This is a genomic window from Photobacterium sp. MCCC 1A19761, from assembly GCF_037389125.1.
Classification (GTDB): Bacteria; Pseudomonadota; Gammaproteobacteria; order Enterobacterales; family Vibrionaceae; genus Photobacterium.
The window spans coordinates 38412-61785 of sequence record NZ_JAZGTF010000029.1; the positions used below are offsets into that span (position 1 = coordinate 38412).

The window sequence follows — 23374 nt, forward strand, 5'->3', positions numbered from 1 at the left end:
CCGTCTCCTTAGGGGATACGTCCCAGGTTCATGAAAATGATGTAGCTGCCCAGCAATAGCAGGGAGCAGAAAAAAATCCGCTGGAACAGGGCCACCGAGATACGCTGCCGGATCCGGCTGCCGATCGCCATTCCGGCAAAGGCCGGGACTAAGGCTGCAACTGATAAGCTACCGGCAGAGACCGTCAGCACCCCTTGTAGGATCAGCCCGAGGCTCAGACCGACGGAAGAGAGGGTGAACAGAATGCCCATGGCCTGGATCAACTGGTCGCGGGACAGGCCGACCGATTGCAGGTAAAACACCCCAGGTACTGCCGATGAGCCGGTCAGCCCGGTAAAAACGCCGTTGAGGGTGCCCATGGCGACACCGTAGCCGGGTTCCCATTGCGGCTGAACCGACAGTTGGAATTTCAGCAAACCGGTGAGGGCATAGGTGGCCAGCAACCCACCCAGAACCAAGGCCATCAGATGGCTGTTGACGATCAGGGCCAGGGTGAGCCCGGCGGCAATCGCCAGGGTGGCTGCCAGAAAGAATTGCCAGTGGTTGCGGCATAACTGGCGCCCCTCACGGCCGGAGAAGGCTTGCACGACGTTGGTAAGAAAGGCCGGCAGGGCCACCAGTGCCATGGCCTGATGAATGCCGATCAGCGCGGTGAGAACCCCCAGAACAACGGGCGGCAGACCCAGCCCCACCACGCCTTTGACCAGGCCGGCCAGTAGAAAGACGGCCATGATGAGCGCCGCTGTTGCGAAATCATAGTCTATGACCAAAGCATTCTTCTCCGTTAGAATAAGCGGTTATCGCTAGCCCGGGCGGCGATATCTCCGCTCGGGTCTGCCGACACTCCCGTAGGCGACTTCGGCGCACAGTTCGTCCGCGCTGACCATATATTCCAGATAACGTCTGGCGGTGGTCCGGCTGGCTCCAATTTTCTGACCGACCTGCTCAGCGTTAAGTGACTGGCCGGGGGATGCCAGAACCTTGCGGATTTTTTCCAGGGTTAAGGCATCGATGCCCTTGGGCAGCCGTGGTGCGGTCGTTGTTGCTGTGTCAGGCGCTGTCGACTGAAGCAAGCCGTCGACTTCGCTTTGGATCAGCGAGTCCATGTCTGCCAGTTTGCTGAGGTGCGCAGCGTAGTGATTCAGTGACGATTTGAGTCGCTCAAACACCACGGGTTTCAGGATATAATCGAAAACGCCATTATGCATCGCAGTGCGCAAGGTGTCGACTTCTTTGGCGGCGGTGATCAGGATAACATCGGTATGGGTGCTCTCGGCACGCAACTCGCGCAATAACTCCAGTCCGGTCCCGGTCGGGAATTGATTGTCCAGCAATAATAATTGCGGTTGCAGAACTTCCAGTAAATCACGGGCGTCATCCAGGCTGTGAGCAATCCCGATCACCTCGAAGCCATCGATTTTCTCAATAAAGCGCCGTTGGATCTCTGCGATTTTGGGATCATCTTCGGCAATTACGATACTGATCGGTGTCGTCATTGGGTGTCCTTCTGTTGGTGTTGGGCCAGCTCTCGCCAGGTTTGTTTGGGCAGATACACCGTAAAGCGGCTGCCGCTGTGCGGTTCAGGCGCGCCGGAACCGCCAGGTTCGCCGGGCTCGACGGTGATCAGGCCGCCCAGGTGATCAACCTGGCTGCGCACCAGATCCAGGCCGATACCGTGACCGCCCTGGGGTTTGGTGGTATAGCCGCGGGTGAAAATTTTCTCGGCTTCTTCCGGGGTCAGTCCCGCGCCTTGATCATTGACTTCAAAAATCAGTTCTTTGCCATAGTCCGAAAAGCAGAGGGTTACGGTGCCGCCCGGTCCGTAATGGTTTAAGGTGGCTTCCAGGGCATTGTCGATCAGGTTACCCAAAATGCTGACCAGTTGTTCGCGCGGCAGCGGGTCCGGCAGATCGGACATTTGGCTGTTTTCGTCAATGGCCAGTTCCAGCCCCAGCTCCTTGGCCCGGTTGTACTTGCCGAGCAGGCACCCGGCCAGCACGCTGTCTGAGGTGACCTGCATCAGTTGCTGGATAAACGCCTGGTGGCTGACAGTTTCCTGGCCGATCACCGCCAGGGCTTCTTCTTTGGCATCAATCTGGATCAGCCCGGCGATGGTGTGCAGCTTGTTGTTGTATTCATGGGCCTGGCTGCGCAGGGTTTCGGCGTACTGCTTGATCCGGGTCAGTTTGCGGCTGACCAAATCCACTTCATTTTTCAGTCGGAAACTGGAGACGACGCCGGTGACTTCGCCGTCCTGAAGCAGGGGGATCCGGTTCACGATCAGGTTGTGGTCGTGCAGCCAGATATCGTGGTCGAAATGCGGCTGGCCTTGATCCAGCACTTCCTGCATGCCGGTGTCGGGCAGCACTTCGGTAATGTGGCGGCCGATGTAGGCGCGATCGTCCGGCAGTTCCAGGGTCTTGATGGCGGCATGGTTGAAGGTGGTGATGTGGCCGGTCTGGTTAATGGCGACAATCCCTTCGCGAACAGTTTCGAGTGTTGCGTTGCGCTCCTGGAACATCCGGGCGATTTGTTCGGGTTCTAAGTTGAAAATCGCTTTGCGAAAATGGTTGGCAAATAAAATCGCGGTGCCGACGCTGAACAGGAATGCGGCCACAATCGCCACAAGCATGGAGCCGGTATGGTGGCTGACAATGACTTCGACGGTGTCCAGCAGGTAACCGACCGAGACAATCCCGATCACCGTGCTGCCGTCGTGGCTGAAAATCGGCGCTTTGCCGCGTACCGACCAGCCAACGCTGCCGAGCGCCTCCGACACATAAGCCTGGCCGTGGCGCAGCGCGGGGTCGTTGGTGTCTCCCTCGTCATCGGCCATCGGGTGGCCGATACGTTCGGGGAGCGGGTGGGCGAGGCGAATGCCCTCGGCGTCCCCGAATACCACGAATCGGGCTTCGGCCGCCTGGGCCAGTTTATGGCTCAAGGGTTGCAGAAATGTTGTGTTCTTTTCGGCCACGGCATCGATGACATCCGGGGTAGCGGCGATCGCCATGGCAACCCGCATGGCTTGCTGGCCGATCTGTTCGTTGAGAACTTTATCGAGATAATTGATCGCAAAATAACCGAGCGCACCGGTTTGTAGAATCGCAATAATCCCTAAAATCAATATCATACGTGGTTTTAGCCGCAATCGGCGTAATGAGAGCAACTGACGCATGGTGGTGGTGAACTCCTTTCACCTTCGGTGTCATCATGGGGATAGTCTACCCGTGTTGCTTTTTTCTTGCAGTGAACAATATGAACAAAACGGCCGAAATGCTCGTTATTCACACTATTTTTACAATCTTTTAAACATTCACCCGGCGGATTACTGTTCTTTATGAAGGAACCAATAACCATTTCATGAGGAACCCTTATGCTTACTCAGTTCATTTCCCGTAAACGTGTTTCGGTACTCGCGGCTGTGGTGGCTTCCGCCTTCAGCTTCGGGACGCAGGCCAGTGTAGATACGGTACATTTTTTGGTGCCGGGCGGCGCAGGGGGTGGCTGGGACAGCACAGCTCGCGGGATCGGTGAAGCGTTGTCTAAATCGGAGCTGGTGGACAAAGTCTCCTATGAAAATATGTCCGGTGGCGGCGGTGGTAAAGCTATTGCCTATTTGATCAAAACCGCTGAGCAGTCACAGGATACGCTGATGGTGAACTCGACGCCGATTGTGATCCGCTCTCTTGCCAAAGTTTTTCCGCAATCGTTCCGCGATCTGACACCGATTGCTGCTACCGTGGGTGATTATGCTGCGTTTGTGGTAGCGAAAGATTCGAAATACCAAAGCTTCACGCAACTGGTTGATGACTATAAAAAGGATCCGCGCTCTGTGTCGGTCGCGGGTGGCTCTGCGCGCGGCAGTATGGACCATCTGGTCGCCGCGCTGGCCTTCAAAGCGGCCGGTGGGGATCCGCGCCGGGTGAAATATCTGGCCTATGATGCTGGCGGTAAGGCGATGGCAGGTCTGTTGTCGGGGGAAACGCAGGTGCTGTCGACCGGCCTGAGTGAAGCCCTGGTGTTGGCGGAAGCAGGCGAGGTTCGGATCCTGGCGATGACCGGAGACAAGCGTTCAACCGCTGCTCCGGATGTCCCGACGCTGCAGGAGCTGGGCTACGATGCCACGTTCGTCAACTGGCGCGGCTTCTTCGGCTCACCGGAAATCAGCGACGAACGTGCCGCCGAGTATGCCGAAGTCCTTGAAAAAATGTACAACACTGAGGCTTGGGCTGCCGTGCGCGACCGTTACGGCTGGACCGAGATCTACAAGCCACGTAAAGAGTTTGAAGCCTTTCTGGAGCAGCAGGAAAAAGAGATTGGCAGCCTGATGAAAGAGCTCGGCTTTCTGAATTAATCCCTTCTCGCGCAGGGGCGGTCAGTCGCCGCCCTGCGCTTTCTCTTCTTCCTGAATGAATAAGTAATGTGAGGACTCACCCATGACGGTAACCAAAGATCACATCGGTGGTTTGGTGTTTTTGTGCTTTTCCGTCGCCTACGGCTACTACGCAAATCAGATTGTGCTGTTTCCCGGTGATGAATATGAACCGTTTCATGCCAGAACCCTGCCGACCGCACTGGCGGGGCTCGGGATCCTGTTTTCGGTGTGCCAGTTGGTCACGGCGAGTCGGGCGAGCCACGATCGTCTGTCACTGAGTGGCTATGACTTTATCCTGGTTGGCAAGTTGTTGCTGCTGATGGTGGTATTTGCCCTTTCGCTGGAGTGGGTCGGGTTTCTGATCGCGACAGCGTTGTTTCTGTGCGGCGGCTATTGGCTGCTGGGAGAGCGGCGGCCCAAAATCCTGCTGCTGGCGTCCGTGCCCTTTGCGGTCGGTTTCTGGTTCGTCCTGACGCAGTTGCTGGATATCTATTTAGCGCCCGGTCGTGTGTTCAGCACGATCATCGGAGGATAAGCAATGTTTGATGGAATTTTGTCGGGACTGAGTACAGCGGTGATGCCCTTTAATCTGCTGATGGTGATTGTCGGCTGTTTTGCCGGAACCTTCATCGGCATGCTGCCCGGTTTGGGCCCCATTTCTGCCATCGCGCTGATGATCCCGATCACTTATGGTCTGGACCCGTCTTCCGGGATTATCCTGATGGCCGGGGTGTACTATGGCGCCATTTTCGGCGGCTCGACCTCGTCGATCCTGATCAATGCCCCGGGTTGTGCCAGTACCGTGGTCACCGCGTTTGACGGCTACCCGCTGGCCCAGCAGAAGCAGGCCGGTAAGGCGCTGGCGCTGGCTGCATACTCTTCGTTTACCGGCGGGACCATCGGGGCGATTGTGTTGCTGTTTGCAGCTCCGGCGCTGGCGAAAGTTTCGCTCAGTTTTCAGTCCAGTGATTACTTTGCCCTGATGGTGCTGGGTCTGACCGCTGTGGCGGCATTTTCCGGCAAGGGCCAGGTGCTCAAGGCGATGATGATGACGGTCTTCGGCCTGATGATTGCGACGGTCGGGGTTGATGTGATGTCCGGCAGTCCGCGCTTTACATTCGGCAATATGGATTTGATTGACGGGATCAGCTTCCTGCTGCTCGCGATGGCGACCTTTGCCTTGACCGAGGTGGTGATGACCGTCTTGCGTGGTGAGCACAAAGAAGCTGAGCCGCAGATGGATATGGACTCACTGGGCAGCATGAAGCTGAGCAAAGATGAAGTGAAGCATGTGGCCCCGACGATCACCCGCTCCTCATTTTTCGGTTTTCTGGTGGGCGTCCTGCCGGGCGCCGGTGCGACCATCGCCTCATTTTTGAGTTATGGGATGGAGCGCAACTTGGCGCCGAAGGCGGAGAAAGAGAAATTCGGTAAGGGTGCCCTGCGTGGTCTGGCAGCGCCGGAGTCGGCCAATAACGCCGCCTCGACCGGTTCGTTTGTGCCGTTGCTGACCTTGGGGATCCCGGGCTCCGGCACCACGGCGATCATGCTGGGCGCCTTGATTGCGTACGGTATCCAGCCTGGCCCGCGTTTGTTCGTGGATCACCCGGATGTGTTCTGGTCGGTGATTATCTCGATGTATTTCGGCAATATTGTGCTGCTGATCCTGAATCTGCCGCTGATCCCGTATATTTCGCGTCTGTTGGTGATCCCACGTCCGATCCTGATCCCCTTGATTCTGTTCTTCTCGATCACCGGGGTGTATCTGGTCAGCTTCAATGCTTTTGATATCCAGATGATGGTGATCATTACCGTGATTGCGACTTTCCTGAAGTTGCTGAACTTCCCGATGGCCCCGATGCTGCTGGGCTTTATTCTCGGCGACATTCTGGAGAAGAACCTGAGCCGATCCCTGACGCTGTCCGATGGCAGTTACGCTTTCCTGTGGGAGCGTCCGCTGACGCTGTGCATCATGATCTTTGCGGTGTTAGCGTTGATGTTGCCGCTATTCACTGCGCTCAAGGACAAACGCCAGGCGGCTAAAAACGCCGCTCAGGGCACCGCTGAACCATCTGCGCAGCGTGCCGCGCAGGCGTGTGAGGTGAACAAGTAATTTGATGTGCTTTTCGCCCCCGGGTCACGGTTTCTCTGGCCCGGGGGGATTTTTATTGTTCAGGCACTTGCTGCCGTCACTCACAGCTTCTGTTTGTTTCCTATCGCTCCTACACAATAGCTCCTGCACCAATCGCTTCTGCGCCAATAGTTTCTGCACCAATAGCACCTGCGCATTTCTCACCGTTTCTGCCTGTATCCTGCTCACTCCGGTTGATTGGGTGTTTCAATGGCCAGCCCTGCGGCTTTCCAGTCCGGATACCCTTCTTTCAGCCGGAGCGCAGTACGTCCCTGTTTCGCTAATATGTCAATGGCATCTACCGAGAGCAGACAATAGGGGCCGCGACAGTAGGCGATGACGGTTTGATCGGATGGCAACTCCGCGAAACGACTTGCCAGCTCATCAATCGGAATATTAACGGCACCCGGGATATGGCCCAGAGCGAACTCTTCCTGTGGCCGGACATCCAGCAGGGTGACACTGGATTCGCGCATCCGGGTGAGCAGCTCGTCGCGGGAAATGGCTTCCAGGCTGTCCGGGCGCTGGTAGCTGTCGGCGATCAATCGCTGCACCTCAGCCCGGTTATGCTCGGCGCACTGACGTAAAGCGCTCAATAGCGGTTCTATCGGACCGCTGCTCAGGCGGTAATAAATTTGTTTGCCTTCGCGCCGGGTGGAGACAAACCCGGCCCGTTTCAGATGCTGCAGATGCTGAGAGGTATTGGCAACGGACAAGCCACTCAGCGCCGCCAGCCGATCGACCGGGCGCTCCCCCTGGGCAATATGCTCAAGCAGGGCCAGCCGGTGTGCATTTCCCAGGCAGCGGGCCAGCTCAGCCAGTTCCGTAAAAATTTGTGTTTGCGGATTGTCGTGAAGACTTGACATAAAACAGCCACTTATTCATCATTCAATAATTCAATTGAATGTTATATTAGCAGGTGAGCTGACGATCGTCGAGTGGTTGCCGGGTTGTTGAAGTGCAGACGGAAGTTGGTCATCAGGAAAGGATAGCGATGGAGGAAATCGCAATGATCGATCTGGTTCAATGGGTTGGAAGTTCGGTGTTAATTGGGGCCGGGGCCACGCTGGTGATGGATGGTTGGGCTTGGGCGCAACGTCGTTTGTGGCAAATCCCGTCGCTGAATTATTCGATGGTGGGACGCTGGCTGGGCCATATTCCCCGGGGACAGCTGATCCATCAGGGGATTGCCAATTCGGCGCCGATCCCCGGTGAAACCGTGATTGGCTGGGTCGCGCATTATCTGATTGGGATTATTTTCGCTGCGGTCTTGTTGGGCATCGTCGGGCTGGAATGGGCGGTGAACCCGACGTTGATGCCGGCGCTGATGACCGGGGTGGTCACGGTGTTGGCACCGTATTTGATTCTTCAGCCCGGGATGGGGGCGGGGATTGCGGCATCGAAAACGCCGAGCCCGAACCTGATGCGGTTCCGCAGCCTGGTGGCGCATACCTCATACGGGATTGGCCTGTACATTGCCGCGGTGTTGGTCAGTCGGGTCTGGAGCTGAGATAGCGCGGCGCATTTCTGGCCACAACGGCCGATTACGATTGTCGGCGCTCACAAGTGCCGGTACGGGACTCAGCGCGTTGGTTTTTCGCCTGTGCGCGCGGGCAGTTGGCGCAGAGTTTGCCGTCATGGCGGCGGTAATGCATGCAACAGCTGATCCGCGCCACTTGCCAACATGGCGAACTATCGTTCTGCTTTGGAGCGACTTGGCTCAGGCTGTCCAGATGACGCGATGCCAGCGCCAGCTCGGCCAGCCACATCCGGGCATGAGTTTTTAAGTCGCCTGGGGCGGCATCGGGGAAGTGATTCGCCAGTGCAGCCAGCGCTTCCAGAACGCTGTCCGCCAGCAGGGGGCGGGTCATGCCCGGGCGAAGCCGGGTAAAAGCGTTAAAGTGGTGCTGGAAATGATTCACAAGGGCGATGAGGTGCGCGCAGGCGTTTTGGATGAGCTGGCTGTCATCTCCCTCAGTCAGCTCCTCCGGTGCCAGGTGATATCCGGCGACCACGCCTTCGGCATAGTGCTGACTCATGTTTTTCAGGTTCGGCACTGCTTTCAGCAGGTAGACACTGAACACGGCCAGGTAGACCGGCTGCCAGATGCTCATTAACCAGCTTCGGGTCAGCCAATAGGGATGGCCGGCCTCCGGATGCGTCGCTTCCCAGAATTGGTAGAGCGCCTGAAAATGCGCGTCGGTTTCAGCCTGCCCGGCAATGATTTTCGGCTGATTTTTCTGAGGATCTTGCTGCTGAAAATCCTGCTGCTGAGGATCCAGCTTCGTCTCCGATTGGATGTCCGGCGCACACGTTAAGTCCAGCTCTCCCTTCATGATCGGAATGAACTGCTCCGTGAGCTGAAATAAGCGCTGGTAAGCCTGCATTTGATTCATTGTATTTACATTGTAAAGCGGCAGTATCAAGCTGCCTCTTTTTGTGGTTGCTGAATATGGGAGCACCAAAGGCTTGGATCTGTTTTAACTGGCGCTGATCTCTGATGGTTAATAATAATCATTCTTAATCCCGTTTGGAAGGGTGAGGTTGGAACGGGAAACGTATGGCTACAGCCCGTCACTTCCCGTGGGGTGGGAAATGACGGGAACCGCAGTGACGGTTGTTAAACGCTGGCCGGGCGGCGTTGCAGCTGTCTTTGGCTGATATCCAGCCATACCATTGGCGCCACCACCGCAAACAGCACAATATTGGAAAGCGGCATGCTGAGCCATATTCCGTCCAGGCCAAACCATTGCGGCAGCAGGTAGAGGAAAGGCAGTTGAACCAGCATATTACCGACTGAAATCACGAGTGCTTTACCGCCTTGATTCACTGCCATGAAGTACACAGAGGCAAGGGCCAGGAAGCCGTCGAGATACAGGGCGAACAAATGAAGCTTCAGGCCGTGCACTGTGGTCTCCATCAGAGCTGGATCGTTCTGGATAAACCAGCCCAGGATGGTTTCCGGAAATAAGTTGAATACAGCGACAAAGCCCAGGCCGGTCAGTACCGTCACTTTGATCGCCAGCAGCAAGGTGGTTTTGATTGATGCGACTTGCCGCGTGCCGACATAATAGCTGATGGGCGGTTGCATCCCGCCGGCAATCCCTTCTGCCAACAGGTAATAGATTGCCATCAGGTAACCGATGACTGCAAACGCACCAACATGTGTGGTGGTGCCGTAGTCCATGAACAGTCGGTTGTGCACCGCGACCACAAAACCGAAGTAGGCGTACATGGACAGGACGGACATGCCTAATCCCATGGACTTCAGCGCCAGCGAAACGCGAAAAGACAGGCTCCGCCAAGTCAGTCGCAATGCACTCCTGGATGAAAAGAAATAACCCAGGGCAATCAGGCTGACAGCACTCTGAGACAGGATGGTGGCGAGTGCAGCCCCGGCCAACCCCTGCGCCATGACCCCAATCAACAGGTAGTCCAGCAGGATGTTGAGCCCGGCGCCAAGACACATGATCCCTGTCGACAGGTTCGGACTGTCATCATTTCGCACCAGCATCGGCAGGGCACCGGCGGCAATGGTGAAGACCGCGCCCCAGGCAAAAATGTCGATATATTCGATGCCCTGGAGCAGTACTGCGCCGGTTGCGCCCTGAGCCATCATCAGGGCCGGACCGAATGCTGCGAGCAGGATCATCATGAGCCCCCCGAGCAAAACCATCAAGCCCAGGCCGGTCGACAGGGTCGTCCGGGCCGTTTGCGTCGCGCCTTCACCCCGAGCGATGGAAATCAGGCTGCCTGATCCCAAGCCGACTAACAAGCCCAATCCGATCAAGAGGCTGACAATCGGCCAAGCCATATTGATGCCGGCCAGACCGTCCGCCCCGATATAGTGACCGACAAAGATACCGTCCACGACCTGATATAAGCCATTGACCAGCATCGCGGCGACGGAAGGAAGGGTATAGCGCCAGAAGGTCCGGCGCACGGAATATGTTGTGTTGTTTAGCTGTTGCATAATCTTGTGTCTTGAAGCAGGAATGTGCGACATTATGTACGCAATCCGGATTGATTAAAGTTAGTATCCATCCGCTATTCGGATGGATTGGCGGATAGATTGGCAGATAGATCCGGCGAACAGATCTGTCAGGCAGAGCCGCCGGGTTGAGCTAGCGGGTGAATATGGCGCATTGATTGTGTATTGATTGCGCATGAGAAGATGAGAACAGAGAGACGCACATGAACTGGACCTTGGATCAATTGGAAGCTTTTGCGGCCGCGGCGCAATGCGGTTCATTTTCTGCGGCGGCGCGACAGATCGGCAAGGCACAGTCACGGATCAGTACGGCGATCACCAATCTGGAAATTGATCTTGGTTTTGATCTGTTTGACCGCAGTGCCCGGCTGCCGGTGCTGACCCCGCAGGGACGGGAGATGCTGATTGAAGCGCAGGCGGTGCTGGCCCAGTGTCAGCGCATGCAGGCCCGGGCGATGACAGCCTCGACCGGTGAAGAGGTGTCCCTGACCGTGGCCATGGACGAAGCGGTGCCCATTACTTCGTTCGAGAACTTTTTCCTGCGGGTCGCTGAGCGTTTCCCGCTGTTGAAGCTGACCATCATTAATGGCTCCCAGGACGATATTGCCCGTTGGGTGAGTGAGCAGCGGGCTGATCTCGGCATTTTATTCCGCCTGAAGCCGCCGCCGGAAAATTTGGAATTCATGCCGATTGGCCAGTTTCATCAGGCGCTGGTGGTGGCAACAAACCACCCGCTGGCGACCCAACCGACGCCGACCCTGACTGAGCTACACGCGTATCGCCAACTGGTGATCCGGGATCGAATGGGGGAAGTGCCGGCCCGGCCGATTTCACCCAATCACTGGCACATCGACAGTTACTATTACATCACGGCGCTGGTGATCCGCGGGCTCGGCTGGGCGCTGATCCCGGAGCATGTCGCCCGGGAGGCGTGGTATGCCGATGCATTGGTTGAGCTGTCGACCGAGCATATTCCGGACTCGGTGTTGGTTGAAATGGGGGTCGTCAAGCGCCGGGATCAGGGCAAAGGCATTGTGATGACCTGGATGTATGACGCGCTGCGGGAGATGTTTCCCCGCCACAGCGGCCGTGTGTAACCTGACGTTTTCTTAGCAAAAAGAGGAGGCTGATGCGGTATGATGCCCCTATCAAACCTCAAAGGAGTCGCCATTGCCCGTCATGCAATCTTGTGAAAATTCTGCGCCATCCTTACCGCTGATTCTGGCTGGACCGGTGTTGCGAAAATGCACGGCATCCGAGCTGACGATCTGGCTGGCGACAACAGCGCCGCTTCAGGGACAATTTTCTCTTTACCTGCCGGGAGAGGGCGACCCGTTTTATCTGGCGGACCTCAGCGAAGCGTCGCAGCTGCAGATAGGTCAGTCTGCCTGGATCGTTCAGGCTACATTCCGCGGGGATTTTCCGGTGGAAACGCCCCTGGAATACCAGTTGCAGACCCAGGATGGCGAATTGACGGCGCTGGTGCCTACGCTGCTGTATCCGCAGTCGCAGCGTTTGTCTTTGATCATTAAACGCCGGGCGGACTACGTGATGCACGGCTCTTGCCGCAATCCCCATCATCCGAGCCGGGACAGTCTGGTGGCCGCAGATGAAAAAGTTTCAGCCCTTGCCATTGCCGATCGGCCGGCGCTGTTGATGATGAGCGGCGATCAGATCTATGCCGATCACGTTGCCGGGCCAACGCTGGATGTGATCCAGCAGGTGATTGCTCTGCTGGGGTTGCCGGGTGAGACGTTCCCCGACGGGCCTGTGTCCGATACTGCTGCCCTGTATGAGCACCCGCATAACTTTTATGGCCGCGATAAAATCCTGCCGCACTATGTCGACAGCGGTTATGGGTTGTCGGATGACCACCCGCTGATGAAATGGCTGCCCCATCGCAGCAAACCGGTATTCAGTTCGCGGGAAAATGAAAATCACCTGATGGGGCTGAGTGAATTTTTCGCCATGTACCTGCTGGTCTGGTCGCCGGTGCTGTGGCAGCTGACCAACCGGGCGCGATTGCAGCAATGCGGCTTTCGCTGGGGCGGCGAGGTGCTGGCCGAGAAGTGGCAGCAGCACTGGCAGGAAGAAAAAACGCATATTGACGCGTTTGTCGACGGTTTACCCCAGGTTCAGCGCCTGATGGCACATATTCCGACCTACATGATTTTTGATGATCATGATGTCACGGATGACTGGAACCTGACGGTGGGGTGGGAAAAAGCAGCCTACGGTCATCCGTTGGCGCGGCGGATCATTGGCAACGGTCTGCTCAGTTACTGGCTTTGCCAAGGCTGGGGCAATGATCCGGCCTCGTTTGATGATGAATTTATGGCGCTGGCGACGACTTTTTTTGCCGAGCCGACGGCTGCGCACCAGGATCGTTTCATTGACGTGTTGTATCGGTTCGAACAATGGCACTATACCATCGACACCACGCCGAAAATGCTGGTGTTGGATACCCGGACCCGGCGCTGGCGCTCGGAATCGAAAATGAACAAACCCTCGGGGTTGATGGACTGGGAAGCGCTGACCGAATTACAACAGTCCCTGCTGCGTGAACCGGCGGTCATTATTGTTTCGGCGGCCCCGATTTTCGGGGTCAAGTTCATCGAGACTTTGCAGCGGGTGGTCAGTTGGCTGGGACAGCCCTTGATGGTTGATGCTGAAAACTGGATGGCCCATCCCGGTTCGGCCAATACGTTGCTGAGTATTTTTTCCCATACCAAAACGCCGACCAATTTCGTGATTTTGTCCGGTGATGTGCATTATTCCTTCGCCTATGACATCAAGCTTCGTTTTCGGCGCTGCAGCCCGAATATTTTTCAGATCACCTCCAGTGGCCTGAAAAATGAGTTCCCCCGGGCGTTGCTGCGGTTTTGCGATCTGATGGACCGGGCGCTGTACAGTCCGCATTCGCCGCTGAACTGGTTGACCAAGCGCAAACGCATGAAGATTCTGAAGCGGGATCCGGACACACCGGGCAAACGTCGTCTGGTCAACCACAGCGCGATTGGGGAGCTCAGGCTCGATGAAGAAGGCAAGCCGAGCGAAATCGCGATTTTGCAATCCACCGGCAAGCGGGTCAGTTTTCCACCCATTGCGGAAAACTGATCCTTTTCATTGATCTTTGCTCCAACGGTTGAACGATAGGGGGGATGATCATGATGCTTTTCGAGGCGATATTATGCATTGCTTCGAAAAGCCGGAAAAATCTCATGGTCTATGCCCTCGCTTAAGCCGTTTATCTGTCACCCATTTGAGCGATGGCGTGTCGGAAATATTCAATATCTGTTCTGAACGATAAGCTATCTTGTTATTCCACAATCAATGAGGAGATAAGAGATGACTGTACGTGCAAACTACTACGGCCTTGCATCCAAAGCTATGCAGATTCTGATGAGTCAGGAAGGTTACTTGCGAGAGCAATTTAGCGTGTCGGGAACTGTGACCATTCGTGTCTGGGAATTGGTGAAACTGAGAGTGTCACAAATCAATCAATGTGCCTTTTGTATCGATATGCACAGCAAAGATGCGCTTGAACAAGGGGAGTCCCAGGAGCGTCTGATTGGTTTAAGTGCGTGGCGTGATATGCCTTTTTATTCAGAGGTTGAAATTGCAGCCTTGGATTGGGCAGAGCTATTGACTTCAGGTAAGCCAGTCGAAGATCATAGATACGAGAAAGTCGTAAAGAAATTAGGTGAACAGGCCGTTGTAGACTTAACCATTGCAATTAATGCCATCAACAGCTGGAATCGAATTGCTAAAACATTTAAGCCTGAGGTAGGTAGCTATAAGCCACAGTAAATTAGCTCATCAAGCATTTAACTTTCAGCTGTCTCAACCATCGGGGCAGCTGTCTGCGTTTGTGCAAGGGATCTGGTTAGCATCGGTCTCCGAACTTCAATCCGATCCGGTTGTGAAGCCCTTATATACTGATGCGGGCAGTGGCATTTTGTTTAACCTTGCCGGTGACGTGAAAATTGGTCATGAAGCTCTGCCACAGGGTGTCATCATGCTTCCGGTCAAGAAGGTGTCAGAAAACATTGTTCTCTCTCCTGGGTCTAAGATAGCCGGAATTCGCTTTCATCCGGCCATTGGTTATGGCGTATTAGGGCAACATTTTGACAAACCAACGTGCTTATCTCCGGCAGAAGATGAACAGTATCACCTCTATCAAATCTACGCCGAACTCCGGATGCAAAAAGATAACACTGGTCAGATTGATGCTTTATACCGGTGGACAGAAAATAACCTGAGTTTTACCAACGTGATTCCGGTCTCTCTGGAACGAGCGCTGAAAGGCATTGAAATAGGTGAAGCGCCAGGGCAGCTGAACGAGAATATTCAACTCAGCCAACGGCAGATCGAGCGTCTTTTTCAATTCTGGCTGGGAATGACGCCAAAACATTATCAGCGTATTTTAAGGGTGAAAAAAGCAGTCAGCTTTTTACGGCAGCACAAAAATGAAAATCTGGCCGATGTTGCTCAACAATTTGGGTTTAGTGATCAGGCCCATATGACAAGGGAGTTCCGGGTGATTGCATGTATTACCCCTGGGAAAATATGAAGTTTCATTGGCGCTTATCCAGTACATCATTGATGAATACCTTATAAATGAACGAAAGTGGTGACCAAGGACATTTACAAGAGACGATGACGTCAACGCTATTTTTCTCCTGCTCTTATGCCATACGGCGTCGTTCTGCCCGGTCGGGTAATGATAGAATCATGGCACTCGGTACTGTTTTGTGAGTTTTGTATGGTTGGGACTGATCAGATCGCACAAACGCTACGAGTTCCCTTCAATTTCTTCTTGCCAGTGTTCTAAATTTAGGAACAGTTACTTAGAGGCTATTTTGTAAAATTTTATCGCTGAGTATTGTTCTATAGGGTAATACTGGTCAATATTCACTTAAGTTTATTAAAGCCACTTGTCATGATGAGACAGGTGGCTTTAATGGGATAATTGAAAGTGTACTTTTTCGCTACACCAAGGCATTTTCCAGATGGTATTTCACTTGATTCTGCACTGATTCAATTTTTTCCCGTACGGCTTCATGGCTTCCGACAGTGCCTTCAATGGTAAAAAACTGAATATTCTTCAATCCTATTGTCGTCATGACTTCTTTCATATAAGGAGTAAAAAAGTCAGCTTGGTAAGCCTCTTTTCCAGAAAACCTTCCGCCGGACGAAACAAGGACATAAACTGGTTTGTCGTTTAATACGCCATGTTTTCCTGTCGGCGAAATATTAAACGTACGTCCAGCTCGAACCACATGATCAACCCAGCTTTTTAAAGCAGAAGGTAAAGAATAGTTATGCATAGGAGAAGCGATGATCACGAAATCAGCGTTGATTAGCTCGGAAATCAGTTGATTTGAGAGTGCTAAACTGCCATTTGACTCATCATGCATCAAACCGGGCGAACAAACAGCCATTGAATAATCAGCATCAAGATGAGGTAACTTTGTTGCATCTGTTTCAGTCACTTCAACAGCACTCTCCTTCGACAATTGCTGAATGATAGTCTGAGCCAGGAGATAGGTGCAGGACTGATGCTGTCTCGGACTGCTGTTGACTAATAAGATATTCATGTGCTCCTCCAGAATAATTAGGATAAATACTGTTGCCATAGATAATTTGGTATAAAGAATCAAGGTTCACAATAAGGGCCATAAGTTCTCAATTTTTAGGAGCCATAGGATCAATAAAAAACACAAGCCCAAATAATTTGACTATAAACATGTGTGTCAGCGTATTCACGCTGCCATTGTACAAGGGGTATTCAAACCGGAGAGTGGCTCCCTTCAGCTCGCGCTCTTAGCATAAAGATGGACTCGCTCTGGAGCATCCCGATAAGTAGAGACTCATAAAAAAACTAATAAAGAGAAGGCTGGATGCACGGACGTTTATCAATATGAGTAAGATAATGTGATAAATAGCCCTGTCGCTTCCAGATCAGCGCTTTGTAGAGCTCATGAAACTCAGGGACGACCGAATGGGTAACAGCCGTACATGCCAGTAATTGTTTCATCCACCGTGCCACTTTCGGTATTGCTGTTTCGTCGAATACAGGCCGATATTGGTCGATAAACTGTAAGCGCATGAAAAGAGGTGCAAAAGCAGCGTCGACCAGAGAAAACGCTGCACCATTAAAGTACGGCCCGTCCCCAAGAATCTTTTCGACTTCTTTGAGCTTAGACATATTGCTTCGGACCACCTCGAAAAATGATGCCTCAGTTTTGGCTGTTGTCATGTGTAGAGTGTCTATAAAACATGCCGAGCTGAATTCAACCCAGCTTCTATTTTGTGCATTTTGAATCGGGTCATTCGGTTGCAGGCGATTCGGTGTCAGTTCATCAATGAGTTCATTAATCACGGCCGACTCGAAGATAACATCACGATTATTGACGACTAATAGCGGCACTTTCTTGTTGGGAGAAAGCGTCAAGAACCAATCCGGCGGATCTGACAGATCGACATAGCGAATACGAAAGTCCACTTGCTTATGCAGGAAGGTGATCACGGCTCGCTGAGCGAATGGACACAGCTTGGATCCGATGAACTCGAAATCTGCCGGATCATGCCGCGCGAACTCTCCGTTAAAGAACTGCTTGCAATGCTGAGATGCTTTCAGGCTGAGTTCGCCAACCGCCGCTGAGTTCATCTCAAGACATTCAGCTGTGCCTTTCAGGCGGAATGCTTTTCCGGAGCATGGGTCAACGAGATTGATTTCAAGCGTTGGATGTCGTGGAGATTTTGATATTCCACGACACGTAGAAGATACCTCACCCCAAAATATGTTGTTGCTATCATGGAGTACGACAGTGCCCTCTGGTAATGGCGTCGGTGTGATATCTTCATTTATTTTTGTGCTGTTTTTCATTTTATGGCCTGTTCTTAATTCTCATATTTATCCGTCAAAATAGATGCCCCAAATAAATAGATTCAGGCCAATTGATCATGCCCCGTTGAAAGATGAATCTTTCAACGGTTGCTTTTTCGGGATGTGATTAAATCAACCGCTGATAACTATTTTTTTGTAACAGTGCCTTTAAATCGCCAGGACCATTCTTTTGAATTGCGATGCTTTGCTGTTTGGTTAAGACATGATCAAAGGTTGGCCGCTGAATCTGACGAAAAATACCAACCGGTACAGGGAACTCTGGGTAGCTCAGGCTGGCTAACGCAAATGTATAAGCAGCGTTCTCTTCCGCTGGATCATGGACCAGGCGGCAGGCGTTGTTTGCCTTTGCGACCTTGAAACCAAAGCCATCACTCACCAATGCATTGGATTGATCTTTACCAAATAGCAGTGGCTCATTATTTTTCAGGTAAAGTAATTGTTCATCACGGTTGTTCACGCCATTGTATGGTTCGTGAACCTGATCATTGAAAATTACACAATTTTGCAAGATCTCAACAACCGCTGTCCCTTGATGATTCGCAGCCGCCTCGAATACCATTGTCATATGGGCAGGGTCGTTGTCTGATGTCCGAGCAATAAAGGTTGCATCTGCTGAAGCCGCCAGCGCCAATGGCCTTAATGCATGATCGGGAGAGCCCAACGGGCTGGACTTCGAGACTGCCCCCTGTGAACTCGTTGGAGAAAACTGGCCTTTGGTCAGGCCGTAAACGGCATTGTTGAACAACAGGATTTTAATATCCTGATTGCGCCGGATGGCATGGACAAAATGATTTCCCCCAATACTGAGCGCATCACCGTCACCGGTGATCACCCACACATCCAGATCCGGATTGACCGCTTTCACGCCCGTGGCAATCGCCGGAGCGCGGCCATGAATCGTGTGAAAGCCATAAGTGTCCAGATAATAGGGAAAACGGGATGAACAACCGATGCCTGAAATAAAGACACTGTTTTCACGCGTTCGCCCCGTTTTTACAAGCACAGCCTGCATTGTTTTCAGTACATTGAAATCACCGCAACCACGACACCATTTAATCTGCGTTGCAGAGGCAAAGTCTTTTCTGTTCAGTACTTCAACGCCCATCATTGATCTCCCCGGAATAGTCAATCACCGATTTCACAATATCTCTGACTTTAAACGGTAGCCCGGTTACCTGAGTGACACTCCGGGCCTGAATTGCAAATTCTGCTTGGATCAGTTTCACCAGCTGTTGATCATTAAGTTCAAACACTAGGACATGTTCAAACTCGGCAATGATCGCGGCTAAATTGGCAGGAAACGGATTCAGGTAACGCAAATGGGCGTGAGCGATCGCCATCCCTTGCTCCCGAAGCTGTTTGACCGCGGTCGTGACAGCACCATGCGTGCTACCCCAACTCAGGATGAGCAGATGATCGTCAGGACTCCCGGTGAATAGCTGTTCGGGTATAAATGCACTGATCCCGGCAATTTTCGCTGCACGTTCTTGCGTCATCTGCTGATGATTGTCGGGATCGTGCGAAGGCTCTCCTGTCACGGATTGCTTTTCCAGCCCGCCGATACGGTGCATTTTCCCTTTGGTGCCTGGTGTGACCCAAGGGCGGCTTCGGGTCACAGGATCGCGTTGATAAGGATAAAATGGCTCAGCATCCGGATTTGGTTTCACCACTTCCAATGTAATCTCCTCAGGATCGGGGACCAGCCAGGATTCAGAACCATTGGCTAAGTAACCGTCGCTGAGCAATATCACGGGGGTCATAAAGGTTGTCGCAATCCGGCTGGCTTCCAGCGCCATGTGAAAGCAGTCCGCCGGGGAAGCCGCAGCTAAAACAGGCAAAGGGGAATCACCGTTACGACCATACATGGCAAACATAAGATCGGACTGCTCTGTTTTCGTGGGTAACCCGGTCGACGGGCCGCCTCGCTGCACATTAATCACCACCAGAGGCAGTTCTGTCATCACCGCCAAGTTGAGTGTTTCGGCTTTTAAACAAAGTCCGGGACCGGAAGTGGACGTTATGCCCAAAGCTCCGGCATAAGAAGCCCCAAGCGCAGCACAGGCAGCCGCTATCTCATCTTCAGCCTGAAAGGTTTTGACACCGAAATTCTGATAGTTTGATAAGGTATGCAAAATATCCGACGCAGGGGTTATGGGGTAAGAGCCTAGAAACAAAGGGCGCTGCAATTTTCCTGCTGCGCAAATAAAGCCCAGTGATAATGCCTCATTTCCCGAAATCGTACGATACAGCCCGCTTTTCTCGGGTACAGCTTCCACTGAAAAACTTTCACCAAATATTTCTGTTGTTTCGGCATAATTGAAGCCTGCATTTAATGCCAGAATATTGGCTTCCATCACTTGATGGTTGTCCGAAAACTGTTCTTGCAGCCATTTGACGGTCGGGGCCAGTGGGCGGTTGTAGATCCACAAGACGATACCGAGTACAAAAAAGTTTTTGCTTCGCTTGACTTGTTTAGAAGGTAAATTCAGCTCCTGAAGCGACTGAACCGTTAAACGGGTAAAATTATCGACAATGATACGATGGTCAGCCAGGCTGCCATCATTTAAAGGGTTATCGTGATAGCCGGCTTGTGCAATGTTCTTTTTACTGAACCCTTCTTCATCTGCCAGGATTAAACCACCAGGCACCAAGTCGGTGATTTTGCTTTTCAGTGCCGCTGCATTCAGAGCGATCAATACTGAAAATTCGTCACCTGCTGTATAGATGTCAGTTGTAGAAAACTGCATCTGGAATGCGGAAACTCCCGAAATTGTGCCAGCAGGCGCCCTGATCTCTGCCGGATAATCAGGTAACGTCATCACGTCGTTTCCCAATGTCGCGGCGTGATGTGAGAACCGAGCACCGAGTAACTGAATGCCATCTCCTGAGTCACCGGCAAAGCAGATCACGTCACGCTCAAGTTGAATTAATGTCATGAAAACCTCCGAGTACGGGTAGGTGCTTTGGTGCGCTTGTTTGAGTGAATCAGTTTGTTTTATGTTTCTTTCAATATTTTAAAAGAATCACCACAACTAACTGATAAGAATGAATTATCTTTGTCAGTTTGGACTTGTCATGCTTTAAGGTACGACTGAACAATCTGGCGTGACGAGTAAGTCGTGCGATATTTCTGCGCTATATTAAAAAAGATCAGGTGGTATAAAAATACGCTGTATGTCACTTTACTAATGAAGATTTTTCACCAATCTGAGTCTGCGATGGATAAACTAAACTTGTTACAGCTCTTTGTCTCACTGGTTGAGCACGGCAGTTTTGTTGCCGTGGCCAACCAGTCCGGCCAATCACCCTCGACGATCAGCAAGGCCATCTCAAGACTGGAGAAAAGCCTGGGCGTGCGACTATTACACAGGACAACACGTCAAATACAACTGACTGAGGCAGGCGCCAACTACTTGCAAACTGCGCGTGAGGTCCTCGCTTTGCTCAAGAGCGGCGAAGCGCAATTGACACAAAGTTCGATCGCACCGACAGGTACGCTGAAGGTGAGTTTGCCCCATTCATTTGGGCAGCATTACGTGGTTCCTTTACTCCCTGAGTTTTGCCGGCGATATCCGGATATCAAGCTCGATCTCAGCTTCTCAGATGAATATACGGATATCGTGGAAGGCGGTATTGATATTGCGGTGCGCAGCGGAAAATTGAATGACAGCAGCCTGATCGCAAGACGACTTTGTCCTATTGATATGGGGATGTTCGCGAGTCCGTCCTATCTGGCGCAGTTCGGCAGACCCAATTCCCCAGAGCAGCTCACTCAGCATCGCTGGATACTGTACCGGTTCAGACAATCGGGACGCATACTTGGGATCACCTACCCCCAAAATGATCAAGCGGTTGAGATTCAGCCCGACTATCAAATTATTGTCGACAACGGATATGCGTTGGCACAGCTGGCCAGCCAAGGGGTCGGCATCGCATTGATGCCTCACTTTCTTGCGCGAGACCTTGTCAGAGAAGGCAAACTGACGCTGATTTCTCCACCGCAGCGTACGCCCGATCAAGCGGTATATTTATATTATCTCAGCCGGGACTATATGCCGATGAAAGTAAAAGTGTTTATTGAATATCTGGTCCAGATGCTTGAGGAGCAGGGAGAAACAGCTCACAGCAGCTGGATGTCGAGTCGCGCGACACAACCTTCGGAGTATTGAAGTCTATGATGTGGATGTCATACCGCTGTATCAGTGTAAATCACAGATTTGCACACGGTTGAGTCACCGGTGGTTATGCCGATCACAGATTATTAACAATCGGCTCAGTGTCCGTTGACAGCACGCCTGGGCTTCTTTAGTTATTATTTGGATAGAAACGCTAAATATCCCTGAATATCAGGGATATTTAATTTATATTTCAACGAAATTCAAACAATGACAAGGTAGTCACCTATGATGAATCTTGCTGCCGCGCTGCAAAGAAATGCCCGTTGTAAACCGGATAAACCTGCCGTGATCTGTGGCGATACCCGGCTCACTTATGCTCAGCTTGATGCGCTGGCCAGTCAGGTTGCCCACGGATTGGTCGCCAAAGGGATCCAGCCAGGGGACCGCGTGGCGCTGAGTTGTCCGAACCTGCCGTTTTTCCCCATCATCTACTACGGGATCCAGAAAGCCGGGGCGGTGGTGGTGCCGTTGAATGTCTTACTGAAAGAGCGGGAAATCAAATTCCACTTGGAAGATTCTCAGGCCAGGTTTTATTTCTGCTTCGAAGGCACCGATGCCTTGCCGATGGGGGCCGCCGGAGTCGCCGCTTTTGCACAAGTTGACGCATGTGAGCACATGATCGTGATGACGGCTGATCAGGCCCAGCTGTCGTACAACGGGCAACCGACGTTCTCCGCTTTTATCCAAGATCAGCCGGGTGAATTTGATTACCTTTCCCGCTCCGGGGAAGATACGGCGGTGATCCTGTATACCTCCGGTACGACCGGGCTGCCCAAGGGCGCCGAACTGACGCAAAGCAACATGGTCTGCAACGCGCTGGTGACGGAAAATTTGATGGCGGCTCAGGGCGATGACGTCCACTTGGTGACCTTGCCGTTGTTCCACTCCTTTGGCCAGACAGTCAATATGAATGCGGCGGTGCTGGCTGGCTCGACCATGGTTCTGGTGCCTCGCTTCGAGCCGCAGACGGTGCTTGAGCTGATCAAAACGCATCAGGTCACGGTGTTTGCCGGTGTGCCGACCATGTATATCGCCCTCAATCATGCCTTTGCCGATCATGATGTCTCTTCGCTCCGGGTGGCGATCAGCGGCGGCTCATCAATGCCGAAAGAGGTGATCCACGTATTTGAGCGTCAGTTCCGGGTGCCGATCCTTGAAGGCTACGGCTTGTCGGAAACCTCGCCGGTGGCGTGTTTCAACCACTTGGATCGCGAGCGGATCCCGGGCTCGATTGGTCAGCCGATCCAGGGGGTAGAAATCCGTTTGTTCGATCTCGAAGGCAACCCGGTGCCCGTCGGTGAAGACGGCGAAGTGGCGATCCGCGGCCATAATGTGATGAAAGGGTATCTGAACCGGCCGGAAGAGAGCGAGCGGTCGCTGCGCAACGGCTGGTTTTTCACTGGAGATATCGGGCGTTATGATGAGCAGGGCAATCTGTATATTGTCGATCGGGTGAAGGATATGATCATTCGCGGTGGATTCAACGTGTATCCGCGCGAGATTGAAGAGGTGTTCATGACCCATCCGGCGGTGTCGATGGTGGCCGTACTCGGGATCCCGGATCAGGAATACGGTGAAGAGATCCGGGCCTATGTGGTTCTGAAAGAAGGGGCATTTGCCACGGAAGCCGAGTTACAGGCGTGGGGGAAAGCGCAGTTCGCATCTTATAAGTATCCGCGTAGTGTCGTGATCCGCCAGCAGTTGCCGATGAGTGCCACGGGGAAAATCCTGAAAAAAGATCTCCGCGCTGAAATTTAAGTGACGGTGTCACTCATTGGGTTCGGCC

At 52.9% G+C, this 23374-nt stretch carries 20 protein-coding genes; 10 read left to right on the forward strand and 10 right to left on the reverse strand.

Annotated features, from left to right (window positions below; all coding sequences use genetic code 11):
• Window positions 1-8: 8 nt before the first annotated feature.
• From VV869_RS20085 to VV869_RS20095, 3 genes are all read right to left on the reverse strand, one after another.
• Entirely contained in the window at window positions 9-731 is a 723-nt protein-coding gene (locus VV869_RS20085; protein WP_337736710.1) for a sulfite exporter TauE/SafE family protein, read from the reverse strand.
• 72 nt (window positions 732-803) lie between these two features.
• Entirely contained in the window at window positions 804-1496 is a 693-nt protein-coding gene (locus tag VV869_RS20090) for a response regulator (protein ID WP_337736711.1), read from the reverse strand.
• On the reverse strand, window positions 1493-3130 hold the full coding sequence (locus VV869_RS20095; RefSeq protein ID WP_337736713.1) for a sensor histidine kinase: 1638 nt from the start codon (window positions 3128-3130) through the stop codon (window positions 1493-1495). Before VV869_RS20095 ends, VV869_RS20090 begins: the two co-directional genes overlap by 4 nt.
• Before the next feature lie 243 nt (window positions 3131-3373).
• Between VV869_RS20095 and VV869_RS20100 the strand changes: the two genes are divergently transcribed.
• The 3 genes from VV869_RS20100 to VV869_RS20110 all read left to right on the forward strand — a co-directional run bounded on the left by VV869_RS20100 (window position 3374) and on the right by VV869_RS20110 (window position 6488).
• Window positions 3374-4354, forward strand: coding sequence for a tripartite tricarboxylate transporter substrate binding protein (locus tag VV869_RS20100; protein ID WP_337736714.1), 981 nt, complete (start codon window positions 3374-3376; stop codon window positions 4352-4354).
• An 82-nt stretch (window positions 4355-4436) separates the two neighbouring features.
• A complete protein-coding gene (locus VV869_RS20105; protein ID WP_337736715.1) occupies window positions 4437-4910 on the forward strand; it encodes a tripartite tricarboxylate transporter TctB family protein in 474 nt (157 codons plus the stop codon).
• 3 nt (window positions 4911-4913) lie between these two features.
• Complete coding sequence (locus tag VV869_RS20110; protein WP_337736716.1) at window positions 4914-6488, forward strand: tripartite tricarboxylate transporter permease; 1575 nt, start codon at window positions 4914-4916, stop codon at window positions 6486-6488.
• 203 nt (window positions 6489-6691) lie between these two features.
• Here VV869_RS20110 and VV869_RS20115 read toward each other — a convergent pair whose 3' ends face one another.
• Window positions 6692-7372 (reverse strand): ArsR/SmtB family transcription factor, encoded by a 681-nt coding sequence (locus tag VV869_RS20115; RefSeq protein ID WP_337736717.1) that lies wholly within the window; start codon window positions 7370-7372, stop codon window positions 6692-6694.
• A 128-nt stretch (window positions 7373-7500) separates the two neighbouring features.
• Between VV869_RS20115 and VV869_RS20120 the strand changes: the two genes are divergently transcribed.
• Window positions 7501-8016, forward strand: a complete 516-nt coding sequence (locus VV869_RS20120; protein ID WP_337736718.1) for a DUF2938 domain-containing protein — start codon at window positions 7501-7503, stop codon at window positions 8014-8016.
• A 34-nt stretch (window positions 8017-8050) separates the two neighbouring features.
• On the opposite strand, the gene VV869_RS20125 is transcribed toward VV869_RS20120, so the two are convergent.
• A complete protein-coding gene (locus VV869_RS20125) occupies window positions 8051-8902 on the reverse strand; it encodes a siderophore ferric iron reductase (RefSeq protein WP_337736719.1) in 852 nt (283 codons plus the stop codon).
• A gap of 224 nt (window positions 8903-9126) precedes the next feature.
• Entirely contained in the window at window positions 9127-10479 is a 1353-nt protein-coding gene (locus VV869_RS20130; protein ID WP_337736720.1) for an MATE family efflux transporter, read from the reverse strand.
• A 221-nt stretch (window positions 10480-10700) separates the two neighbouring features.
• On the opposite strand from VV869_RS20130, the gene VV869_RS20135 reads away from it, so the two are divergent.
• The 4 genes from VV869_RS20135 (at window position 10701) to VV869_RS20150 (ending at window position 15070) form a co-directional block, all read left to right on the forward strand.
• Complete coding sequence (locus VV869_RS20135) at window positions 10701-11594, forward strand: LysR family transcriptional regulator (protein WP_337736721.1); 894 nt, start codon at window positions 10701-10703, stop codon at window positions 11592-11594.
• 82 nt (window positions 11595-11676) lie between these two features.
• Entirely contained in the window at window positions 11677-13614 is a 1938-nt protein-coding gene (locus VV869_RS20140; RefSeq protein ID WP_337736770.1) for an alkaline phosphatase D family protein, read from the forward strand.
• A 231-nt stretch (window positions 13615-13845) separates the two neighbouring features.
• Entirely contained in the window at window positions 13846-14307 is a 462-nt protein-coding gene (locus tag VV869_RS20145; protein WP_337736722.1) for a carboxymuconolactone decarboxylase family protein, read from the forward strand.
• Window positions 14308-14368: 61 nt separating this feature from the next.
• Window positions 14369-15070 carry a helix-turn-helix domain-containing protein gene (locus tag VV869_RS20150; RefSeq protein WP_337736723.1) on the forward strand — a complete coding sequence of 234 codons (702 nt, stop codon included), beginning with the start codon at window positions 14369-14371 and terminating at the stop codon, window positions 15068-15070.
• Window positions 15071-15488: 418 nt separating this feature from the next.
• Here VV869_RS20150 and VV869_RS20155 read toward each other — a convergent pair whose 3' ends face one another.
• The 4 genes from VV869_RS20155 to VV869_RS20170 form a co-directional block, all read right to left on the reverse strand.
• Window positions 15489-16097: an FMN-dependent NADH-azoreductase gene (locus VV869_RS20155; RefSeq protein ID WP_337736724.1), complete on the reverse strand. Its 609-nt coding sequence runs from the start codon at window positions 16095-16097 to the stop codon at window positions 15489-15491.
• Window positions 16098-16381: 284 nt separating this feature from the next.
• On the reverse strand, window positions 16382-17389 hold the full coding sequence (locus VV869_RS20160; RefSeq protein ID WP_337736725.1) for a glutathione S-transferase family protein: 1008 nt from the start codon (window positions 17387-17389) through the stop codon (window positions 16382-16384).
• 127 nt (window positions 17390-17516) lie between these two features.
• Entirely contained in the window at window positions 17517-18518 is a 1002-nt protein-coding gene (locus tag VV869_RS20165; protein ID WP_337736726.1) for a 2-oxoacid:ferredoxin oxidoreductase subunit beta, read from the reverse strand.
• Entirely contained in the window at window positions 18505-20346 is a 1842-nt protein-coding gene (locus VV869_RS20170) for a 2-oxoacid:acceptor oxidoreductase subunit alpha (RefSeq protein WP_337736727.1), read from the reverse strand. Before VV869_RS20170 ends, VV869_RS20165 begins: the two co-directional genes overlap by 14 nt.
• A gap of 282 nt (window positions 20347-20628) precedes the next feature.
• Here VV869_RS20170 and VV869_RS20175 point away from each other — a divergent pair, with 282 nt between their 5' ends.
• Complete coding sequence (locus VV869_RS20175) at window positions 20629-21579, forward strand: LysR family transcriptional regulator (RefSeq protein ID WP_337736728.1); 951 nt, start codon at window positions 20629-20631, stop codon at window positions 21577-21579.
• 234 nt (window positions 21580-21813) lie between these two features.
• Complete coding sequence (locus VV869_RS20180) at window positions 21814-23346, forward strand: long-chain-fatty-acid--CoA ligase (RefSeq protein ID WP_337736729.1); 1533 nt, start codon at window positions 21814-21816, stop codon at window positions 23344-23346.
• Window positions 23347-23374 lie beyond the last annotated feature (28 nt).